The organism is Pontibacter ummariensis (genome assembly GCF_900188175.1).
Lineage (GTDB): Bacteria > Bacteroidota > Bacteroidia > Cytophagales > Hymenobacteraceae > Pontibacter > Pontibacter ummariensis.
Genome location: NZ_FZOQ01000001.1, coordinates 36,698 through 53,660, shown reverse-complemented (window position 1 = coordinate 53,660; position 16,963 = coordinate 36,698). Strand labels below are relative to the sequence as shown.

Below are 16,963 nucleotides of genomic sequence, written 5' to 3'. Positions count from 1 at the left end.
CAGACAGTGCTTATTCAGCATTTTTAGTCTCCTCGTTAGAGTCAGTTGCCTCAGTTGTAGCCTCAGGAGCCTCAGCTGCAGGAGTGGCCGCTGTTTCTGTAGCAGTAGTTGCCTCGTTAGAGCCACCTTTCTTACCACCACGACGACGTGTTCTCTTCGCACCTGTAGTTGCTGTAGCTGCTGTTGACAGCATGTCCTCGTTGTAATCTACTAACTCGATCACACACATCTCAGCGTTGTCACCCAGTCTGTAGCCAGTCTTGATGATACGCGTATAACCACCTGGTCTGTTAGCGATCTTCTGTGATACATTGTCAAAAAGCTCTTTTACAGACTCCTTTTCTTGCAGGTAAGCAAAAACAGTTCTTCTGGAGTGCGTTGTGTCGCTTTTAGCACGAGTCAACAAAGGCTCCACATACTTACGCAGTGCTTTCGCTTTGGCAACTGTTGTAGAAAGACGCTTGTGCAGGATAAGTGAAGCTGCCATGTTAGACAGCATTGCCTTACGGTGTGAAGCTGTTCTTCCTAAGTGATTTATTTTTTTACCGTGTCTCATTTTTTTAATTGTGCACGTGCATACCGTCGATCAACCCGCAGGGATCGGGAATTATGCCGTAGGATTAATATTAATCTTCCTCTAATTTGTACTTAGAAAGGTCCATACCGAAAGTCAGGCCTTTCTCCTGAACTAGGTTTTCTAGCTCAGTCAACGACTTCTTACCGAAGTTACGGAACTTCATCATGTCAGCAATATCCAACTGTACCAGGTCACCAAGGGTTTTGATGTCGGCAGCCTTTAAGCAGTTGTAAGCGCGAACAGAGAGGTCCATGTCCTGAAGCGAAGTCTTCAGAACTTTGCGCATGTGCAGCATTTCCTCATCAACAGCTTCCTCTTCTTCTGGCTTAGCCGTTTCGAAGGTCATCGTGTTGTCAGAGAACAACATGAAGTGCTGTATCAGAATATTTGCGGCTCCTTTTAGCGCATCCTCTGGGTGAATAGAGCCATCTGTCTGTATGTCAAGAACCAGTTTCTCGTAGTCAGTTTTTTGCTCCACGCGGGTGTTCTCAACACTGAACTTCACGTTCTTGATAGGCGTGTAAATGGCGTCGATAGCGATTTGACCAAATACCTGATCTGCTGGCTTGTTTTCTTCAGCAGGCACGTATCCACGTCCTTTCTGAATAGTCATCTCAATTTCGAAGTTAATGCTTGGGTCCATGTGGCAAATAACCAGTTCCGGATTCAGCACTTCGAAGCTAGAGGTGAACTTGTTAATATCACCAGCTCTGAAGGTATCTTGTCCACTTAGTGTAACAGAAATCTTTTCGTCTACAACTTCGCTTACTTTTTTAAAGCGCACCATTTTCATGTTAAGGATCACATCAGATACATCCTCAACCACCCCTTCAACAGACGAGAACTCATGCAGTACACCACCTATACGAATACTTGTGATTGCATATCCTTCTAGTGAGGAAAGCAGAATTCTTCGCAGAGCATTACCGATGGTTACACCGTAACCTTTTTCAAGCGGCTTGAATTCAAATAAACCATGAAAGTCGTCGGCTTTTTCCATTACAACTTTCTCTGGCATTTGAAATGCTAATATTGACATACTTGCAGTGTTAAAGGTTATAAATTGATTAAGCTGCTTACTTAGAGTAAAGCTCGACGATTAGCTGCTCCTGAATCTTCTCAGGGATCTGCTCTCTGTCAGGAGTAGCAATGAACTTACCAGCCATTTCGTTTGCATTCCACTCTAACCAGCCAAACTGACGAGCGTTGCGAACAGTTAAGCTAGTCGTGATAGCCTCCAAAGACTTTGACTTTTCGCGTACAGCCACAACATCACCTACTTTCAGAGAGAAAGAAGGAATGTTTACAATTTCACCATTCACAGTAATATGCTTGTGCAGAACAAGCTGGCGAGCAGCTCTTCTGGTAGGAGCGATACCTAAACGATAAACAGTATTATCTAATCTCGACTCTAGTAAGGCTAACAAGTTTTCACCTGTGATGCCACCTTTTCTGTGCGCTTTCTCAAAAAGGTTAGCAAACTGCTTTTCTAGTATTCCGTAGATGTATTTTGCTTTTTGCTTTTCAGCAAGCTGAATAGCGTATTCAGACTGCTTCTTGCGTCGGCCACGGCCGTGCTGCCCTGGAGGGTAGCTTTTCTTTTTTAATGCTTTGCTTGGGCCAAAAATCTCTTCACCAAACTTTCTAGAGATTTTGCTTTTAGGACCAGTATATCTTGCCATTTCTTAATTCGTTTTTAGAAATTAAACTCTTCTGCGTTTTGGAGGGCGACATCCGTTGTGCGGTAGAGGCGTTACGTCTTTGATCGTTGTAACTTCAATACCAGTGTTTTGTACCGTTCTGATAGCAGATTCTCTACCTGCACCAGGACCTTTTACAAACACCTCTGCTTTACGCATACCCAGGTCGTAAGCAACCTTGGCACAGTCACCAGCGGCCATCTGAGCTGCATAAGGCGTGTTCTTTTTAGAACCCTTGAAGCCCATTTTACCAGCAGAAGCCCAAGAAATAACTTGTCCTGCGTTATTGGTTACTGATATTATAATATTATTGAAAGAAGCTTTAATGTGTACTTGGCCAGTTGATTCAACAACTACAACACGCTTTTTAGCTTTATCTTTTCTCTTTTGAGCCATGATCAATTATTATTTAGAAGCTTTCTTCTTGTTTGCAACTGTCTTACGCTTACCTTTTCTGGTGCGTGAGTTGTTTTTGGTACGCTGTCCGCGTACTGGCAAACCCTTACGGTGTCTTAAACCACGGTAGCAGCCAATGTCAAGAAGACGCTTAATGTGCAGTTGTACTTCAGATCTCAAAACACCTTCTGTTTTGATCTCTGCTGCAATAATATTTCTGATCTCACCGGCCTCGTCTTCAGTCCAGTCTTTTACCTTTTTGTCAAGATCCACCCCGGCTTTGCTCAAAATCTGCTTAGAAAGGCTGCGGCCTATACCGAAAATATAGGTAAGGGCAATTTCTCCTCTCTTGTTGTCCGGAATATCTACTCCTGCTAATCTAGCCATAAAATTAATTAACCTTGTCTTTGTTTATATCTTGGGTTCTTTTTGTTGATGACATAAAGCTTCCCCTTGCGGCGGATAACTTTACATTCAGCACTTCTCTTTTTTACTGATGCTTTAACTTTCATTGTATTTATTTATATCGATAAACAATTCTACCCTTTGTGAGGTCATAAGGCGACATTTCCAACTTCACTCTGTCCCCCGGTAAGATTTTAATGTAGTTCATTCTCATCTTACCGGAAATATGCGCTACCACCTGATGACCATTTTCAAGCTCAACCCGAAACATGGCGTTTGACAAAGCTTCGATAATAGTTCCGTCTTGTTCTATGGACGACTGTTTTGCCATTTATGCTTTTTTAGCTTGTTCTATATAATCAAATGTTGTTAAAATCTCAGCTTGGTCCTTCCGCACCACTACAGTATGTTCAAAATGCGCTGAAGGTTTTTGGTCTTTGGTGCGTATTGTCCAGCCATCGTCCTCTTGCACAATATGTCTTGTGCCCAGGTTGATCATTGGCTCAATCGCCAGCACCAGCCCATTCTGTAATTTTACACCTTGCCCTCTTCGTCCGTAGTTCGGTACTTCCGGAGATTCGTGCAAGTTGCGTCCCAGCCCATGTCCTACCAACTCTCTAACAACAGAATAGCCATGTTTCTCAGCATGTTCCTGTACAGCAAAACTTAGGTCTCCCATTCTATTCCCGACCACTGCTTTCTCTATACCTTTGTACAATGACTCTTTGGTTACTGTTAAAAGCTTTTGTACTTCTTCCGGAACATTCCCTACACTATGCGTGTAGGCACAGTCGCTGTGAAATCCTTTGTAATAAACTCCCCCATCAACAGAGATGATGTCACCATCGTTCAAAATGTAGTTGCTAGGCATACCATGTACCACTGTTGCGTTAACCGAGATACACAGACTGTAAGGGAAGCCGTTATAATTTTTAAAAGAAGGGGTTCCACCATTATCCCGAATAAACTCTTCTGCCCGCTTATCCAGTTCCAGTGTTGAGACACCTTCCTTCACCATACAAGCAATTTCGCCATGTGCTTTGCTTAAGATCAAAGCACTCTGGCGAATTAGCTCAATTTCTTCTTCTGTCTTATATATAATCATTAAGATACCATCGCTATGTTTTCAGTTCTGCCGCGCAGTTTACCTGATTTCATCATACCGTCATAGTGTCTCATGAGCAGATAACTTTCAACTTGCTGAAGGGTATCTAGCACCACACCCACCATAATGATAAGCGATGTACCTCCAAAGAATTGTGAAAACTCTCTTGTTACGCCTAACAGCATGGCAATAGCCGGGAAGATGGCAACAAGAGCGAGGTAAATTGCACCTGGGAGCGTGATTCTGGTTAAGATGGTGTCAATGAATTCTGACGTTGCTCTACCAGGTTTCACACCGGGGATAAATCCACCACTTCTTTTCAGATCGTCAGCTATTTGATTTGGATTTACACTAATGGCAGTATAGAAATAAGTGAAAACCAAGATCAGTAAGCCAAACACAAGGTTATATTGCCATGAGGTGAAGTCAGCAAATGTAGAACCGATATAGTTCGCGATATCGCTTGTATCAGCCCAGATAGAAGCTAACATAGAAGGAAGGAACATCAGTGACTGGGCAAAGATGATTGGCATTACCCCTGCTGCGTTTACTTTTAGCGGGATAAACTGTCTTTGTCCACTATACAAAGAACTTCCTCCTACCTGCTTGGCGTATTGTACAGGTATTCTGCGTATTGCCTGCGTCAGCATGACAACGGACATTACGACAAAGAAAAGAACTACTAACTCAAACAAGAACAACAGGGCGCCGTTTAGTTGCTTCGATAAGAACTCCGCCACGATGGCACCTGGGAAGCGAGATATAATACCAATCATGATAAGCATGGAGATACCATTTCCGATTCCTTTGTCTGTTATTTTCTCACCCAACCACATGGTAAAGATGGTACCGGATGTCAGTACAATCATAGACGTGATGGTAAACAGTGTAGTATTAATAACAATTGCCTCTGCGTTGATCGTAGCGACAAAGCCTACTGCCTGAGCAAGTGTGATTATAATCGTCAGAACGCGGGTAATCTGGTTGATTTTCTTTCGACCAGACTCACCCTCCTTCTGCATTTTTTGGAAATAAGGTACAGCAATAGTCAACAGCTGCAGTACGATAGAAGCTGATATATATGGCATGATGCCTAACGCAAAAATAGATGCGTTACTGAACGCTCCACCTAAGAAGGTATCCAACAAACCAAACAAGCCCGCTGTATTAGCTTCTAGCTGGTTAGGATCCACACCAGGTAAAACAACATAAGAACCAAGTCGGAATATAGCTATAAAGAAGACCGTATTCAGGATACGCACCCTCAGGTCTTCAATAGCGAAAATGTTCTTGATTGTTGTTATAAACTTCTTCATACCAATCTCTATTAGAGAGCAACTGCTTTACCGCCTGCCTTTTCTATTGATGATGTTGCTGTAGATGAGAAAGCGTGCGCATGTACCTCAACAGACTTGTTCAGCTCGCCTCTACCTAAAATTTTAACTTTATCATTTTTCTGAACCAGACCGTGCGCCTTGAAGAAATCAAAGTTTAGAACTGTTTCATTTGTTGACTCTGCCAAAGACTGTAATACGTCTAAGTTGATGGCTTTATACTCAACTCGGTTGATATTTTTGAAGCCAAACTTAGGTACGCGTCTCTGAAGTGGCATCTGACCACCTTCAAAGCCTGATTTCTGTGAATAACCAGAACGAGATTTGGCACCTTTGTGACCACGCGTAGAAGTTCCACCTCTACCGGATCCCGTACCTCTACCTATTCTTTTTCTGGTTTTAACAGCACCTTCTGCAGGTTTTAAAGAATCTAAGTACATTATTGAAAGTCTTTAACTTCTACTAAATTGTGAACCTTTCTTACCATGCCAGCAATCTGCGGAGTATATTCAACAGACACTGACTTATTGATCTTACCAAGACCTAAAGCCTGAATAGTCAGCTTTTGAGTCTTTGGCCTGTCAATTGTGCTTTTAACTTGTGTGATTGTTACTTTAGCCATTTCAATTATCCGTTGAATACTTTCTGTAAATTAACACCACGTTGCTGCGCAACAGCCAAAGGATCACGCATTTTAGAAAGAGCATCAAACGTAGCCTTCACTACGTTGTGAGGGTTTGAGGACCCTTTAGACTTACAAAGTACGTCTTTGATACCAGCACTTTCCAGTACCGCACGCATCGCACCACCTGCAATTACACCTGTACCGGCGGCAGCTGGCTTGATCAGCACGAAACCACCCGAGTACTTTCCTTCCTGTGGATGTGGAACAGTATGGTGATAAAGCGGAACTTTAACTAAATTTTTCTTCGCGTCATCGATTCCTTTGGCAATAGCATCAGTTACCTCGTTAGCTTTACCTAATCCGTAACCAACTACGCCATTTCCATCTCCAACAACTACGATGGCTGCAAAGCTAAACCTTCTACCACCTTTAACAACCTTGGCAACACGGTTAATGGCTACTACTTTCTCTTTTAGTTCGATTTCGCTCGCCTTTACGCTTCGTATATTATTCTTCAACATAATTATTTAGAATTTAAGGCCAGCTTCACGAGCGCCTTCTGCCAATGATTTTACTTTACCGTGATAAAGGTAACCAGAACGATCGAATACTACCGAAGAAATTCCTTTAGCAAGTGCTTTTTCAGCAATGTCTCTGCCAACTTTTCCAGCTGTCTCGATATTTGAAGTCTTATCATCAAGCTTTACTGAAGAGGCTGCTGCTAGTGTCACACCAGTAGTATCATCGATTAGCTGTGCGTAAATAGCTTTGTTGCTACGGAACACAGATAAACGTGGCCTTTCAGAAGTACCAGAAATCTTGTTTCTGATACTTCTTTTAATTCTTAGTCTTCTGTTAATTTTATTAGTAGACATGATGATGATTATTTAGAGGCTGTCTTACCAGCTTTTCTTCTGATAACTTCACCTACAAAGCGGATACCCTTACCTTTGTATGGCTCTACCTTGCGCAGTGATCTAATTTTAGCAGCAACCTGTCCTAACAGTTGCTTGTCGTTTGACTCCAACGTTACTACCGGAGACTTACCTTTTTCGGTAACGGCCGTAGCAGTTACTTCATCCGGCATGCCCAGGTAAATATTGTGTGAGTATCCAAGCGAAAGCTCTAAAACGTTTCCTTGTACGGTTGCTTTGTAACCAACACCTACTAATTCCAGCTGCTCTTTATAACCCTGGCTTACGCCCACCACCATGTTGTTGATCAAAGATCTGTACAGACCGTGCATCGCTTTATGGCGCTTCTGCTCAGTCGGACGTTCCACAACAATTGTATTGTCTTGCTGCTTCACGATGATATCTTTATCTACTGGAGTTGTAAGAGTCCCTTTTGGTCCTTTTACCGTAACTACGTTATCTGCAGCAACAGTAACTTGTATGCTGTCTGGCAGGCTGATTGGCAATTTTCCTATACGTGACATTGTCTATCCTCCTAATTAATATACATAACATAAAACCTCGCCACCTACTTTCTTGGCTCTGGCTTCTTTCTCTGTCATTACACCTTTAGAAGTAGACAATATTGCAACGCCTAACCCGTTTAGTACACGTGGCAGGTTTTCACTTCCGGTGTATTTACGTAGCCCTGGCTTACTTACCCTTTCCAGTTTTACAATAGCAGATTGCTTAGTGTTAGGGTTGTATTTGAGAGCTATCTTGATGGTACCTTGTACTACAGAGTCATCAAATTTATAACTTTGAATGTACCCTTTGTCGTATAATACTTTGGTAATCTCTTTTTTTATCTTGCTAGATGGTATTTCAACTATTCGATGGTTCGCTTTGATAGCGTTACGCACTCTAGTTAAATAATCTGCTATTGGATCTGTGTTCATTATGAATACTGTATAATAATGAATGCTTTATCTAAGCGAGGGGCAAAGATACGAATATCTTTTCTTTTTTCTTACCGAGTAAGAAAAAAATTACCAGCTCGCTTTTGTAACACCAGGAATTTTACCAGCAGAAGCAAGCTCTCTGAACATTACGCGGGAGATACCGAATTTTCTCATGTATCCTCTTGGGCGTCCAGATAATTTGCACCGGTTGTGCAGTCTAACCGGAGACGCGTTACGAGGAAGCTTATCTAAAGCATCGTAATCTCCGTTAGCCTTCAACTCGGCTCTTTTTGTAGCATATTTTGCTACTAACTTCTGTCTTTTAAGCTCTCTAGCTTTTACTGATTCTCTTGCCATTTTACTATTTCTTTACGTTAACGAAAGGCATTCCGAACGCTTTCAGCAGCTCATAGCTCTCTTCGTCTGTGTTAGCTGTTGTAACAAAAGTGATATCCATACCAGTGATCGCCTTTACTTTGTCGATGCTGATCTCTGGAAAGATGATCTGCTCTTTCACACCTAAGGTATAGTTACCGCGGCCGTCAAAGCCTTTGTCGCTTACACCTCTGAAGTCACGTACACGTGGAAGTGCTACAGTCAGAAGACGGTCCAGGAACTCGTACATCTTCTCACCTCTAAGTGTTACGCGGGCGCCAATTGGCATACCCTCGCGCAACTTAAAGTTAGAAACAGACTTCTTAGCGATAGTCGCTACAGCTTTCTGTCCTGTGATGGTTGTTAATTCGTCAACGCCAACATCAACCAACTTCTTGTCAGCAACGGCAGCACCGATACCTCTGTTGATCGAAATCTTAACGAGACGCGGCACCTGCATGACGTTCTTATACTGGAACTTCTCTTTTAAGGCAGGCACTACCTCATTCTGATATTTTTCTTTTAATCTTGTAGTGGCCATGTTAGATTACCTCTCCTGTCTTTTTAGAATAACGCTCTGACTTACCTTCGCTGTTCTTTCTTCTTGCAGTCTTTGTAGTTTCACCGCTTTTTGGATCAACCAGTGCTACATTGCTTGCATGAATGGGAGCTTCAACTTTCTGAATACCTCCCTGTGGGTTCTGCGCACTAGGTTTCGTGTGCTTTGTTACCAGGTTAAGGCCTTCGATCGTTACTCTTTGCTTTTCTCTATCAACAGCTGTGATGCGGCCTGTCTTACCGCGCTCGTCACCGGCAATTACTTTAACTGTGTCGCCAGTCTTTACGTGAAGTTTTTTCTTATTCATTTTAATCTGAATTAATAGTTATAGAACTTCAGGTGCTAACGAAACAATTTTCATGAATTGCTTTTCACGAAGTTCACGGGCAACCGGTCCAAAGATACGCGTACCGCGAGGTTCGTTGTTTGCATTCAGAAGAACAGCGGCGTTATCGTCGAAACGGATATAGGAGCCATCTTTTCTTCTTACCTCTTTCTTTGTTCTTACAATTACTGCCTTAGAAACAGTTCCCTTTTTAACGTTACCAGAAGAAAGGGCTGACTTTACAGTTACTACAATCTTGTCTCCGATTGAAGCATACTTTTTGCCAGTACCTCCTAGTACGCGGATACAAAGAACTTCTTTAGCACCGCTGTTATCAGCTACAGTTAGTCTTGATTCCTGCTGTATCATCTTATTTCGCCCTTTCTATAATTTCTACCAAACGCCAGTTCTTATTCTTGCTCAGCGGACGAGTTTCCTGAATGCGTACGGTATCCCCGATGTTGCAATCATTGTTCTCGTCGTGTGCCATGAATTTAGTGGACTTGCTAACGAACTTACCGTAGATCGGGTGCTTCATTTTGCTCTCCACTAACACAGTGATAGACTTGTTCATCTTGTTGCTAACAACCTTACCACTTCTTTCTTTTCTTAGATTTCTTTCTGTCATGATCTAATAAGTATTAAGAGTTAGCTTCGATTTCACGACGACGAAGTTCTGTGTTAAGACGAGCAACCAGCTTCTTAGACTCACGGATTTTCATCGGGTTCTCCAACGGAGAAATGGCATGCGCAAAACGCAGGTTCTGGATGTTGGAGTTCTCAGTGTTAAGCCTCTCTTTCAGGTCTTCTAAAGACAAAGCTTTTATCTCTGAATTTTTCATTTTCTATTTCTCAACGTAATCTCTACGTACTACAAATTTTGATTTTACCGGTAGCTTCTGAGCTGCAAGTCGCAGCGACTCTTTTGCAACCTCTAAAGATACACCATCAGACTCAAACATGATCGTACCTGGTTTCACCACGGCTACCCAGTACTCCGGAGAACCTTTACCCTTACCCATTCGAACCTCAGCAGGCTTTTTGGTAATAGGCTTGTCAGGGAAGATGCGGATCCATACCTGACCTTCACGCTTCATTGCTCTTGTCATCGCGATACGAGCAGCCTCTATCTGACGGCTCGTAATCCAAGAAGCTTCCAGCGATTTTATTCCGAAAGAACCAAATGAAATGGAGCTGCCTCTATGAGCCAGACCTTTCACACGGCCTTTCTGCATTTTTCTATATTTCGTCCTTTTCGGCTGTAACATTTCCTAAAAATTATAATGTTAACACTTAATTATTGACGACGCTTGTTACGCTTTGGGGCACCTTCGCCTTTCTTGTTGCGGTTGCCACCACGTCTGTCGCCTGAAGCTGAACCAGGTCCTCCTTTGCCGCTCTCAAGACCAGCGTTCGGGGTAAGATCTTTCTTGCCGTAAACTTCGCCTTTGAAGATCCACACTTTTATACCCAGCTTACCATATACTGTCTGAGCCTCAGACAAAGCATAGTCAATGTCAGCACGAAGCGTGTGCAGAGGAGTTCTTCCTTCTTTGTAGTGCTCCGTTCTGGCCATCTCAGCACCGCCCAAACGGCCTGATACCTGTACTTTGATACCTTCAGCTCCCACACGTAGCGCAGAGGCAATTGCTTGCTTCATGGCACGGCGGAAGGAGATACGAGCCTGCAGCTGCTGTGCGATTGACTCGCCCACCAGTTTCGCATCAAGCTCCGGACGCTTAATTTCAAAGATATTGATTTGAATATCTTTGTTTGTAAGCTTCTTAAGCTCTTCTCTGATCTTATCTACTTCCTGACCGCCCTTACCAATAACAACGCCTGGTCTGGCTGTGTTTACAGTAATCGTAATGCGCTTCAGCGTTCTTTCAATAATAATTTTAGAAATACCGCCTTTAGGAATACGAGCTAATATATATTTTCTGATTTTCTCGTCTTCAATCAGCTTATCAGCGAAATCTTTGCCGCCATACCAGTTAGAATCCCAACCTTTGATAATGCCGAGTCGAAAACCGATTGGATTTACTTTCTGTCCCATTTCTTACTTGTTGGCTTTTTTAGATTTCTTTGATTGCTGCTCTAATTGTTCTTCTGTCATGCTGTCGATTACAACAGTTACATGGTTGGATCTTTTTCTGATTCTGTAACCACGTCCCTGTGGAGCCGGACGAAGACGCTTCAGCATTTTACCTTCGTTTACAAAGATCTCTTTGATATAAAGGTTTGCTTCCTCGATGCGAGCATCCTCGTTTTTCTGCTGCCAGTTAGACAGGGCAGACAAAAGAAGCTTCTCTAGTCTTGCCGCACCTGAGTTTGGCTCAAACTTAAGCAATCCAAGGGCTCTAGATACGCTCTTACCACGGATCAAGCCTGCTACTAATCTCATTTTACGAGGAGAAGTAGGGACATTATTTAATCTTGCTACTGCTTCCATGATTATCGCTTGCCTTTATCTTTTTTAGCAATGTGACCTCTGAAGTTTCTGGTTGGGGCAAACTCGCCGAGTTTGTGTCCTACCATGTTCTCTGTCACATATACTGGAATAAACTTGTTACCATTATGTACTGCGAAGGTGTGTCCTACAAACTCCGGAGAGATCATAGAGCGACGAGACCAAGTCTTGATCACTGACTTCTTGCCAGACTCAGTCATTGCAGTTACTTTCTTGTCGAGCCTATAGTCAATATAAGGCCCTTTTTTTAATGATCTAGCCATTTATTTTTTCTTTCCTCTATTAACTATAAGCTTTTCAGAATACTTATTCTTGTTGCGGGTCTTCAGACCTTTCGCATACAAGCCTTTGCGTGAACGTGGGTGACCGCCTGAAGACTTACCTTCACCACCACCCATAGGGTGATCGACTGGGTTCATCGCAACACCACGAACGCGCGGACGCTTGCCTAACCATCTGTTACGGCCTGCTTTACCAAGGCTCACGTTCATGTGATCCGCGTTAGAAACAGTACCTACAGTAGCGTAGCAATTAACAAGTACCATGCGAAGCTCGCCAGAAGGAAGCTTGATAGTAGCATAGCGTCCTTCACGGGCTACCAACTGAGCATAAGAACCTGCACTACGTGCCATAGTTCCGCCATTACCTGGCTGCAGCTCAATGTTGTGAATAATAGTACCTAGAGGAATATCTGATAGAGGCAGGCTGTTGCCAACTTCAGGTGCAATACCCGGGCCAGAAACAACCTCTGTTCCAACCTGTAGTCCGGCAGGGGCGATGATATACGCCTTCTCTCCGTCTGCATAGTGTAACAAAGCGATACGAGCAGTTCTGTTCGGATCGTATTCGATTGTCTTAACAATAGCAGGCACTCCGTGCTTCGTCCGCTTAAAGTCAATCAATCTGTACTTTCTCTTATGACCACCGCCCATATAGCGCATAGTCATTTTTCCTTGGTCATTGCGTCCACCAGATTTTTTGATAGGTGCCAACAAAGACTTCTCAGGCGTAGCTGTTGTTACTTCGTCAAAAGCAGGGGCTACTCGAAATCTTTGACCTGGTGTTATTGGTCTTAGTTTTTTTAAAGCCATTTTACTTAATTATATACCGCTGTAAAAGTCAATAACTTCACCCTCTTTCAGGGTTACAATCGCTTTTTTGATCAGAGAAGTACGACCAGTAACAGCGCCAGACTTTGTGTATTTCGTCTTTACTTTACCAATTGAGCGCATGGTAGCTACTTTCTCTACTGTAACTCCGTACTGCTTCTCAACTGCTTTCTTGATCTCTACTTTGTTGGCATTCTTCCCTACCTCAAAAGCATATTTACCTGCCTCGTTCAGGGCAGCATACTTTTCTGTGATAATTGGTCTCTTCAGAATCATTATTTCGCGCTAAGGAGGTTTTCTAATTCGTTTACAGACTGCTCAACCAAGAAAAGCTTCTCTGTGTTCAGCAGGTCGTACGTATTTACATCGTTCACTGTCGAAACCTTTACCTTCGGCAGGTTTCTTCCTGAAAGCACAATGTTCTTATCCACTGATGGTAACACGAACAAAGTCTTACCAGTTGAATTCAGGTTCTCCAGGATACCTTTAAACTCTTTTGTCTTTGGTGTTTCCAAAGCAAAAGACTCTACCAGCGCTACTCTGTTATCACGTGCTAAAAGAGAAAGGGCAGAAAGACGAGCTACTCTCTTCAGCTTCTTGTTCAGCTTAAAGCTATAGTCTCTTGGCTTAGGTCCAAATACACGGCCACCGCCTACAAACAGAGGAGCTTTGATACTACCGGCGCGAGCACCACCTGTTCCTTTTTGCTTCTTGATCTTCTTCGTAGATCCAGCAACTTCATTACGCTCTTTTGACTTGTGCGTACCCTGTCTTTGGTTCGCCAGGTACTGCTTCACGTCAAGATACATTGCATGCTCATTTGGCTCAACACCAAACACAGCATCAGAAAGGGTTACCTTTCGTCCTGTATCTTCACCTTTAATATTTAATACAGAAAGCTCCATCTTATTTCTCAATTAACACATAAGAATTTTTGGCACCAGGTACAGAGCCACTTACTACTACTAGGTTTTTCTCAGCGATTACACGCAGCACGGTTAAGTTTTCGATCTTAACGCGGTTTCCACCCATTCTACCTGCCATGCGCATGCCTTTAAATACTCTTGAAGGCCAAGAGCAGGCACCGATTGAACCGGGGTGTCTTGCGCGGTTGTGCTGACCGTGGGTCTGGCCACCAACACCGGCAAAGTTATGGCGCTTTACAACACCCTGAAAACCTTTACCTTTTGATGTGCCTACCACATCAATAAACTCCCCTTCGATCAGCAGGTTTACATCTACAGTGTCTCCCAGAGCAGGCACATTGCCTTCTTCTACTGTAAATTCTGCCACTCTTTTCTTAGGAGTAGTTTTCGCTTTTTGATAGTGACCTGCTTCCGCCTTAGTTACTCTCTTAAGCTTTTTCTCACCATAGCCCAGCTGCACTGCAGCGTAGCCATCTGTCTCAACAGTCTTCACTTGAGTAACTACACACGGACCTGCTTGAATAAGCGTTACTGGTGTGTATTTACCATCTGCAGTGAAGAGGCTTGTCATTCCGATTTTTTTACCGATAATTCCAGGCATTCAACTTTATTTTTGAGATGGATACAATAATTCCTTGCCCCCTATTTCGCTAAGGGAGTGCAAAGATAATTAATTTTATTTAACCTTTCAAGGTTTCTCTAAAATATTTATTCTCAGAGCAGTATACACAAAAAAGGGAGGGCTTTTGGCCCTCCCTTTTTATATCACTCGTTGTTATCAAACTTTGATCTCAACATCTACACCGCTTGGCAGCTCAAGTTTCATCAGTGCATCTACCGTTTTAGAGCTAGTAGAGTAAATATCCACCAGTCTCTTGTACGTGCAAAGCTGAAACTGCTCGCGCGACTTCTTGTTCACATGTGGTGAACGAAGCACTGTAAATTTATCCTTCTCGGTTGGAAGAGGAATTGGTCCGCTTACGATGGCACCAGTAGCTTTTACAGCTTTCACAATCTTCTCAGAGGACTTGTCTACCAGATTGTGATCGTAAGACTTAAGCTTTATTCTAATTTTTTGATTCATCTTATACTAACTATTTAGCTGCTGTTCCTTTAATTTTAGCAATAATGCCATCTGCCAAGTTTTGTGGTACCTGCTCGTAGTGAGAGAAAGTAAGTGAGGCAGTAGCTCTACCAGAAGTCAGGGTACGTAAGTCTGTTACATAACCGAACAATTCTGAAAGCGGAACGTCAGCTTTTACTACCGTCGCAGTTCCTTTTGAGTCCATGCCTTTCATGATACCTCTTCTTCTGTTCAAGTCACCAGTTACCGGACCAGTATATTCGTCTGGCGTAACTACGTCTACAGAGAAGATTGGCTCAAGAAGTTTAGGAGCACATTGCTTACCAGCCTCTTTGAAGCCCTGGCGTGCAGCTAATTCAAATGACAGAGAGTCTGAGTCAACGTCGTGGAAAGATCCGTGGAACAGGCGCACTTTCATAGAGTCGATTGGGAAGCCGGCTAAGATACCGTTCTTCATCGCTTCTTCGAAACCTTTCTGTACCGCTGGGATAAATTCTTTTGGAATAACACCACCCACAATCGCATTCACGAACTCAAGGCCTTGCTTACCGTCTTCACGTGGTCCCATTTCGAATACGATATCGGCAAACTTACCACGACCACCAGACTGCTTCTTGAATACCTCACGGTGCTCAACAGACTTCGTAATCGTTTCCTTGTAAGCCACCTGCGGAGCACCCTGGTTCAACTCAACCTTGAACTCACGCTTCATGCGGTCGATGATGATCTCCAGGTGAAGTTCTCCCATACCTCTCAGGATCGTCTGACCAGTTTCCTCGTCAGTGTTTACCTGCAGGGTTGGGTCCTCTTCCACGAGCTTGGCGATCGCCATACCCATTTTGTCTGAGTCTGCCTGTGTTTTAGGCTCAATGGCGTATCCGATTACCGGCTCAGGGAACTCCATTGACTCCAACACGATCTTCGCTCCTTGGTCGCAAAGGGTGTCACCCGTCTTGATGTCTTTAAAGCCTACTACCGCACCGATGTCACCAGCGCCCAGCTTTTCGATCTGGTTCTGCTTGTTGGCGTGCATCTGAAAGATACGGGAGATACGCTCTTTATTTCCTGAACGCGTGTTGAATACATAAGAACCAGACTCCAGTACACCAGAGTAAGCTCTTACGAAGCACAGACGGCCTACATAAGGGTCTGTCGCAATTTTAAAGGCAAGACCAGCAAACGGCTCATTAACGTCAGGCTTACGAGCAATTTCTGCACCTGTATCTGGGTTAATACCTTTGATGCTTTCCTTATCCAATGGAGAAGGACAAAGGGCCATTACATAATCCAGCATTGTCTGCACGCCTTTGTTCTTGAAAGAAGAACCGCAAAGCATTGGAACAATAGCCATGTCTATTGTAGCGGCACGAAGCGCAGCGATGATTTCGTCTTCAGAGATAGACTCTGGGTCCTCGAAGTACTTCTCCATCAATGTTTCATCGTACTCGGCAACTGCCTCCAGAAGTTTCTCTCTGTATTCAGCAGCTTCCTCAACCATGTCATCCGGAATCGGAACTTCTGTAAAGGTCATGCCTTTATCTTCTTCATTCCAGATGATACCACGGTTGTTTACCAGGTCCACCACACCACGGAAGTTATCCTCAGAACCGATAGGCAACTGAAGGGCTACCGCGTTGCTACCCAGCATTTCCTTCACCTGCTTACAAACGGCAAGGAAGTCAGCGCCAGAACGGTCCATTTTGTTCACAAAACCGATACGGGCAACTTTGTAGTTATCAGCAAGGCGCCAGTTCGTCTCTGACTGTGGCTCCACGCCGTCAACAGCTGAGAACAAGAACACCAGACCATCCAGTACGCGCAGGGAGCGGTTTACCTCTACGGTAAAGTCCACGTGACCCGGCGTGTCGATGATGTTGATATGGTAGTTGTTGCCTCTGTAAGGCCAGCTAACTGTTGTAGCAGCAGAAGTAATGGTAATACCTCTTTCTTGCTCCTGCTCCATCCAGTCCATGGTAGCAGCTCCATCGTGCACCTCACCAATCTTGTGGCTTACACCAGCATAGTAAAGGATACGCTCCGTGGTAGTTGTCTTACCAGCATCGATGTGCGCTGCAATACCAATATTTCTTGTGTATTTAAGGTCGCGATTGTTCATAA

31 protein-coding genes are annotated in these 16,963 nt (G+C 43.6%); all 31 read right to left on the bottom strand.

The genetic code is table 11. The annotated features are described in order from the left end of the window. Positions 1 to 10: 10 nt before the first annotated feature. Positions 11 to 556 carry a 50S ribosomal protein L17 gene (gene rplQ / locus CHB92_RS00340; protein ID WP_089317175.1) on the bottom strand — a complete coding sequence of 182 codons (546 nt, stop codon included), beginning with the start codon at positions 554 to 556 and terminating at the stop codon, positions 11 to 13. Positions 557 to 626: 70 nt separating this feature from the next. Beyond that, positions 627 to 1,616 (bottom strand): DNA-directed RNA polymerase subunit alpha, encoded by a 990-nt coding sequence (locus CHB92_RS00335; RefSeq protein ID WP_089317174.1) that lies wholly within the window; start codon positions 1,614 to 1,616, stop codon positions 627 to 629. Positions 1,617 to 1,653: 37 nt separating this feature from the next. Next, positions 1,654 to 2,259 (bottom strand): 30S ribosomal protein S4, encoded by a 606-nt coding sequence (gene rpsD / locus CHB92_RS00330; RefSeq protein ID WP_089317173.1) that lies wholly within the window; start codon positions 2,257 to 2,259, stop codon positions 1,654 to 1,656. A gap of 21 nt (positions 2,260 to 2,280) precedes the next feature. Then, positions 2,281 to 2,673 carry a 30S ribosomal protein S11 gene (rpsK, locus tag CHB92_RS00325; protein WP_068838155.1) on the bottom strand — a complete coding sequence of 131 codons (393 nt, stop codon included), beginning with the start codon at positions 2,671 to 2,673 and terminating at the stop codon, positions 2,281 to 2,283. 9 nt (positions 2,674 to 2,682) lie between these two features. After that, positions 2,683 to 3,060, bottom strand: a complete 378-nt coding sequence (gene rpsM, locus CHB92_RS00320) for a 30S ribosomal protein S13 (RefSeq protein WP_089317172.1) — start codon at positions 3,058 to 3,060, stop codon at positions 2,683 to 2,685. 8 nt (positions 3,061 to 3,068) lie between these two features. Further along, complete coding sequence (gene rpmJ / locus CHB92_RS00315; protein ID WP_007654264.1) at positions 3,069 to 3,185, bottom strand: 50S ribosomal protein L36; 117 nt, start codon at positions 3,183 to 3,185, stop codon at positions 3,069 to 3,071. A 5-nt stretch (positions 3,186 to 3,190) separates the two neighbouring features. Then, positions 3,191 to 3,409: a translation initiation factor IF-1 gene (gene infA / locus CHB92_RS00310; RefSeq protein WP_018476861.1), complete on the bottom strand. Its 219-nt coding sequence runs from the start codon at positions 3,407 to 3,409 to the stop codon at positions 3,191 to 3,193. Beyond that, on the bottom strand, positions 3,410 to 4,183 hold the full coding sequence (map, locus tag CHB92_RS00305; RefSeq protein ID WP_089317171.1) for a type I methionyl aminopeptidase: 774 nt from the start codon (positions 4,181 to 4,183) through the stop codon (positions 3,410 to 3,412). Beyond that, the gene (secY, locus tag CHB92_RS00300) at positions 4,183 to 5,499 is read right to left on the bottom strand and encodes a preprotein translocase subunit SecY (RefSeq protein WP_089317170.1); all 1,317 of its coding nucleotides are present in this window, start codon (positions 5,497 to 5,499) and stop codon (positions 4,183 to 4,185) included. Before secY ends, map begins: the two co-directional genes overlap by 1 nt. Before the next feature lie 11 nt (positions 5,500 to 5,510). Next, a complete protein-coding gene (rplO, locus tag CHB92_RS00295) occupies positions 5,511 to 5,957 on the bottom strand; it encodes a 50S ribosomal protein L15 (protein ID WP_089317169.1) in 447 nt (148 codons plus the stop codon). Then, entirely contained in the window at positions 5,957 to 6,139 is a 183-nt protein-coding gene (gene rpmD, locus CHB92_RS00290; RefSeq protein WP_089317168.1) for a 50S ribosomal protein L30, read from the bottom strand. The genes rplO and rpmD overlap by 1 nt, the downstream gene beginning before the upstream one ends. 5 nt (positions 6,140 to 6,144) lie before the next feature. Further along, a complete protein-coding gene (gene rpsE / locus CHB92_RS00285; RefSeq protein WP_089317167.1) occupies positions 6,145 to 6,663 on the bottom strand; it encodes a 30S ribosomal protein S5 in 519 nt (172 codons plus the stop codon). 6 nt (positions 6,664 to 6,669) lie between these two features. Next, a complete protein-coding gene (gene rplR / locus CHB92_RS00280; protein ID WP_089317166.1) occupies positions 6,670 to 7,017 on the bottom strand; it encodes a 50S ribosomal protein L18 in 348 nt (115 codons plus the stop codon). A gap of 8 nt (positions 7,018 to 7,025) precedes the next feature. After that, the gene (rplF, locus tag CHB92_RS00275) at positions 7,026 to 7,580 is read right to left on the bottom strand and encodes a 50S ribosomal protein L6 (protein WP_089317165.1); all 555 of its coding nucleotides are present in this window, start codon (positions 7,578 to 7,580) and stop codon (positions 7,026 to 7,028) included. Between the two features lie 15 nt (positions 7,581 to 7,595). Then, positions 7,596 to 7,994, bottom strand: coding sequence for a 30S ribosomal protein S8 (gene rpsH, locus CHB92_RS00270; RefSeq protein ID WP_089317164.1), 399 nt, complete (start codon positions 7,992 to 7,994; stop codon positions 7,596 to 7,598). 90 nt (positions 7,995 to 8,084) lie between these two features. After that, complete coding sequence (gene rpsN / locus CHB92_RS00265) at positions 8,085 to 8,354, bottom strand: 30S ribosomal protein S14 (protein WP_089317163.1); 270 nt, start codon at positions 8,352 to 8,354, stop codon at positions 8,085 to 8,087. A gap of 4 nt (positions 8,355 to 8,358) precedes the next feature. Next, positions 8,359 to 8,913 (bottom strand): 50S ribosomal protein L5, encoded by a 555-nt coding sequence (gene rplE / locus CHB92_RS00260; protein ID WP_089317162.1) that lies wholly within the window; start codon positions 8,911 to 8,913, stop codon positions 8,359 to 8,361. A gap of 1 nt (position 8,914) precedes the next feature. Next, the gene (gene rplX, locus CHB92_RS00255; protein WP_089317161.1) at positions 8,915 to 9,238 is read right to left on the bottom strand and encodes a 50S ribosomal protein L24; all 324 of its coding nucleotides are present in this window, start codon (positions 9,236 to 9,238) and stop codon (positions 8,915 to 8,917) included. A gap of 18 nt (positions 9,239 to 9,256) precedes the next feature. Beyond that, a complete protein-coding gene (rplN, locus tag CHB92_RS00250) occupies positions 9,257 to 9,625 on the bottom strand; it encodes a 50S ribosomal protein L14 (protein ID WP_089317160.1) in 369 nt (122 codons plus the stop codon). A gap of 1 nt (position 9,626) precedes the next feature. Continuing rightward, positions 9,627 to 9,884, bottom strand: coding sequence for a 30S ribosomal protein S17 (gene rpsQ, locus CHB92_RS00245; RefSeq protein WP_089317159.1), 258 nt, complete (start codon positions 9,882 to 9,884; stop codon positions 9,627 to 9,629). A gap of 13 nt (positions 9,885 to 9,897) precedes the next feature. Further along, positions 9,898 to 10,098 (bottom strand): 50S ribosomal protein L29, encoded by a 201-nt coding sequence (rpmC, locus tag CHB92_RS00240; protein WP_089317158.1) that lies wholly within the window; start codon positions 10,096 to 10,098, stop codon positions 9,898 to 9,900. Positions 10,099 to 10,101: 3 nt separating this feature from the next. Beyond that, entirely contained in the window at positions 10,102 to 10,524 is a 423-nt protein-coding gene (gene rplP, locus CHB92_RS00235; RefSeq protein WP_089317157.1) for a 50S ribosomal protein L16, read from the bottom strand. Positions 10,525 to 10,553: 29 nt separating this feature from the next. Further along, the gene (rpsC, locus tag CHB92_RS00230; RefSeq protein ID WP_089317156.1) at positions 10,554 to 11,312 is read right to left on the bottom strand and encodes a 30S ribosomal protein S3; all 759 of its coding nucleotides are present in this window, start codon (positions 11,310 to 11,312) and stop codon (positions 10,554 to 10,556) included. Between the two features lie 3 nt (positions 11,313 to 11,315). Then, positions 11,316 to 11,708, bottom strand: a complete 393-nt coding sequence (gene rplV / locus CHB92_RS00225; RefSeq protein WP_089317155.1) for a 50S ribosomal protein L22 — start codon at positions 11,706 to 11,708, stop codon at positions 11,316 to 11,318. Positions 11,709 to 11,710: 2 nt separating this feature from the next. Further along, positions 11,711 to 11,989 (bottom strand): 30S ribosomal protein S19, encoded by a 279-nt coding sequence (gene rpsS / locus CHB92_RS00220; RefSeq protein ID WP_089317154.1) that lies wholly within the window; start codon positions 11,987 to 11,989, stop codon positions 11,711 to 11,713. After that, on the bottom strand, positions 11,990 to 12,817 hold the full coding sequence (rplB, locus tag CHB92_RS00215; RefSeq protein WP_089317153.1) for a 50S ribosomal protein L2: 828 nt from the start codon (positions 12,815 to 12,817) through the stop codon (positions 11,990 to 11,992). 9 nt (positions 12,818 to 12,826) lie between these two features. Continuing rightward, positions 12,827 to 13,114: a 50S ribosomal protein L23 gene (gene rplW, locus CHB92_RS00210; protein ID WP_089317152.1), complete on the bottom strand. Its 288-nt coding sequence runs from the start codon at positions 13,112 to 13,114 to the stop codon at positions 12,827 to 12,829. Continuing rightward, positions 13,111 to 13,740 carry a 50S ribosomal protein L4 gene (gene rplD, locus CHB92_RS00205; RefSeq protein WP_089317151.1) on the bottom strand — a complete coding sequence of 210 codons (630 nt, stop codon included), beginning with the start codon at positions 13,738 to 13,740 and terminating at the stop codon, positions 13,111 to 13,113. Before rplD ends, rplW begins: the two co-directional genes overlap by 4 nt. A 1-nt stretch (position 13,741) precedes the next feature. Further along, positions 13,742 to 14,362, bottom strand: a complete 621-nt coding sequence (rplC, locus tag CHB92_RS00200; RefSeq protein WP_089317150.1) for a 50S ribosomal protein L3 — start codon at positions 14,360 to 14,362, stop codon at positions 13,742 to 13,744. Positions 14,363 to 14,539: 177 nt separating this feature from the next. Then, positions 14,540 to 14,845, bottom strand: coding sequence for a 30S ribosomal protein S10 (gene rpsJ / locus CHB92_RS00195; protein ID WP_007654312.1), 306 nt, complete (start codon positions 14,843 to 14,845; stop codon positions 14,540 to 14,542). Positions 14,846 to 14,855: 10 nt separating this feature from the next. Continuing rightward, positions 14,856 to 16,961, bottom strand: a complete 2,106-nt coding sequence (fusA, locus tag CHB92_RS00190; RefSeq protein WP_089317149.1) for an elongation factor G — start codon at positions 16,959 to 16,961, stop codon at positions 14,856 to 14,858. Positions 16,962 to 16,963 lie beyond the last annotated feature (2 nt).

Excerpts from the sequence above, each read along its gene's own strand:
- rplQ (WP_089317175.1), bottom strand. The coding sequence starts at position 556 with ATGAGACACGGTAAAAAAATAAATCACTTAGGAAGAACAGCTTCACAC.
- CHB92_RS00335 (WP_089317174.1), bottom strand. The coding sequence starts at position 1,616 with ATGTCAATATTAGCATTTCAAATGCCAGAGAAAGTTGTAATGGAAAAA.
- rpsD (WP_089317173.1), bottom strand. The coding sequence starts at position 2,259 with ATGGCAAGATATACTGGTCCTAAAAGCAAAATCTCTAGAAAGTTTGGT.
- rpsK (WP_068838155.1), bottom strand. The coding sequence starts at position 2,673 with ATGGCTCAAAAGAGAAAAGATAAAGCTAAAAAGCGTGTTGTAGTTGTT.
- rpsM (WP_089317172.1), bottom strand. The coding sequence starts at position 3,060 with ATGGCTAGATTAGCAGGAGTAGATATTCCGGACAACAAGAGAGGAGAA.
- rpmJ (WP_007654264.1), bottom strand. The coding sequence starts at position 3,185 with ATGAAAGTTAAAGCATCAGTAAAAAAGAGAAGTGCTGAATGTAAAGTT.
- infA (WP_018476861.1), bottom strand. The coding sequence starts at position 3,409 with ATGGCAAAACAGTCGTCCATAGAACAAGACGGAACTATTATCGAAGCT.
- map (WP_089317171.1), bottom strand. The coding sequence starts at position 4,183 with ATGATTATATATAAGACAGAAGAAGAAATTGAGCTAATTCGCCAGAGT.
- secY (WP_089317170.1), bottom strand. The coding sequence starts at position 5,499 with ATGAAGAAGTTTATAACAACAATCAAGAACATTTTCGCTATTGAAGAC.
- rplO (WP_089317169.1), bottom strand. The coding sequence starts at position 5,957 with ATGTACTTAGATTCTTTAAAACCTGCAGAAGGTGCTGTTAAAACCAGA.
- rpmD (WP_089317168.1), bottom strand. The coding sequence starts at position 6,139 with ATGGCTAAAGTAACAATCACACAAGTTAAAAGCACAATTGACAGGCCA.
- rpsE (WP_089317167.1), bottom strand. The coding sequence starts at position 6,663 with ATGTTGAAGAATAATATACGAAGCGTAAAGGCGAGCGAAATCGAACTA.
- rplR (WP_089317166.1), bottom strand. The coding sequence starts at position 7,017 with ATGTCTACTAATAAAATTAACAGAAGACTAAGAATTAAAAGAAGTATC.
- rplF (WP_089317165.1), bottom strand. The coding sequence starts at position 7,580 with ATGTCACGTATAGGAAAATTGCCAATCAGCCTGCCAGACAGCATACAA.
- rpsH (WP_089317164.1), bottom strand. The coding sequence starts at position 7,994 with ATGAACACAGATCCAATAGCAGATTATTTAACTAGAGTGCGTAACGCT.
- rpsN (WP_089317163.1), bottom strand. The coding sequence starts at position 8,354 with ATGGCAAGAGAATCAGTAAAAGCTAGAGAGCTTAAAAGACAGAAGTTA.
- rplE (WP_089317162.1), bottom strand. The coding sequence starts at position 8,913 with ATGGCCACTACAAGATTAAAAGAAAAATATCAGAATGAGGTAGTGCCT.
- rplX (WP_089317161.1), bottom strand. The coding sequence starts at position 9,238 with ATGAATAAGAAAAAACTTCACGTAAAGACTGGCGACACAGTTAAAGTA.
- rplN (WP_089317160.1), bottom strand. The coding sequence starts at position 9,625 with ATGATACAGCAGGAATCAAGACTAACTGTAGCTGATAACAGCGGTGCT.
- rpsQ (WP_089317159.1), bottom strand. The coding sequence starts at position 9,884 with ATGACAGAAAGAAATCTAAGAAAAGAAAGAAGTGGTAAGGTTGTTAGC.
- rpmC (WP_089317158.1), bottom strand. The coding sequence starts at position 10,098 with ATGAAAAATTCAGAGATAAAAGCTTTGTCTTTAGAAGACCTGAAAGAG.
- rplP (WP_089317157.1), bottom strand. The coding sequence starts at position 10,524 with ATGTTACAGCCGAAAAGGACGAAATATAGAAAAATGCAGAAAGGCCGT.
- rpsC (WP_089317156.1), bottom strand. The coding sequence starts at position 11,312 with ATGGGACAGAAAGTAAATCCAATCGGTTTTCGACTCGGCATTATCAAA.
- rplV (WP_089317155.1), bottom strand. The coding sequence starts at position 11,708 with ATGGAAGCAGTAGCAAGATTAAATAATGTCCCTACTTCTCCTCGTAAA.
- rpsS (WP_089317154.1), bottom strand. The coding sequence starts at position 11,989 with ATGGCTAGATCATTAAAAAAAGGGCCTTATATTGACTATAGGCTCGAC.
- rplB (WP_089317153.1), bottom strand. The coding sequence starts at position 12,817 with ATGGCTTTAAAAAAACTAAGACCAATAACACCAGGTCAAAGATTTCGA.
- rplD (WP_089317151.1), bottom strand. The coding sequence starts at position 13,740 with ATGGAGCTTTCTGTATTAAATATTAAAGGTGAAGATACAGGACGAAAG.
- rplC (WP_089317150.1), bottom strand. The coding sequence starts at position 14,362 with ATGCCTGGAATTATCGGTAAAAAAATCGGAATGACAAGCCTCTTCACT.
- rpsJ (WP_007654312.1), bottom strand. The coding sequence starts at position 14,845 with ATGAATCAAAAAATTAGAATAAAGCTTAAGTCTTACGATCACAATCTG.
- fusA (WP_089317149.1), bottom strand. The coding sequence starts at position 16,961 with ATGAACAATCGCGACCTTAAATACACAAGAAATATTGGTATTGCAGCG.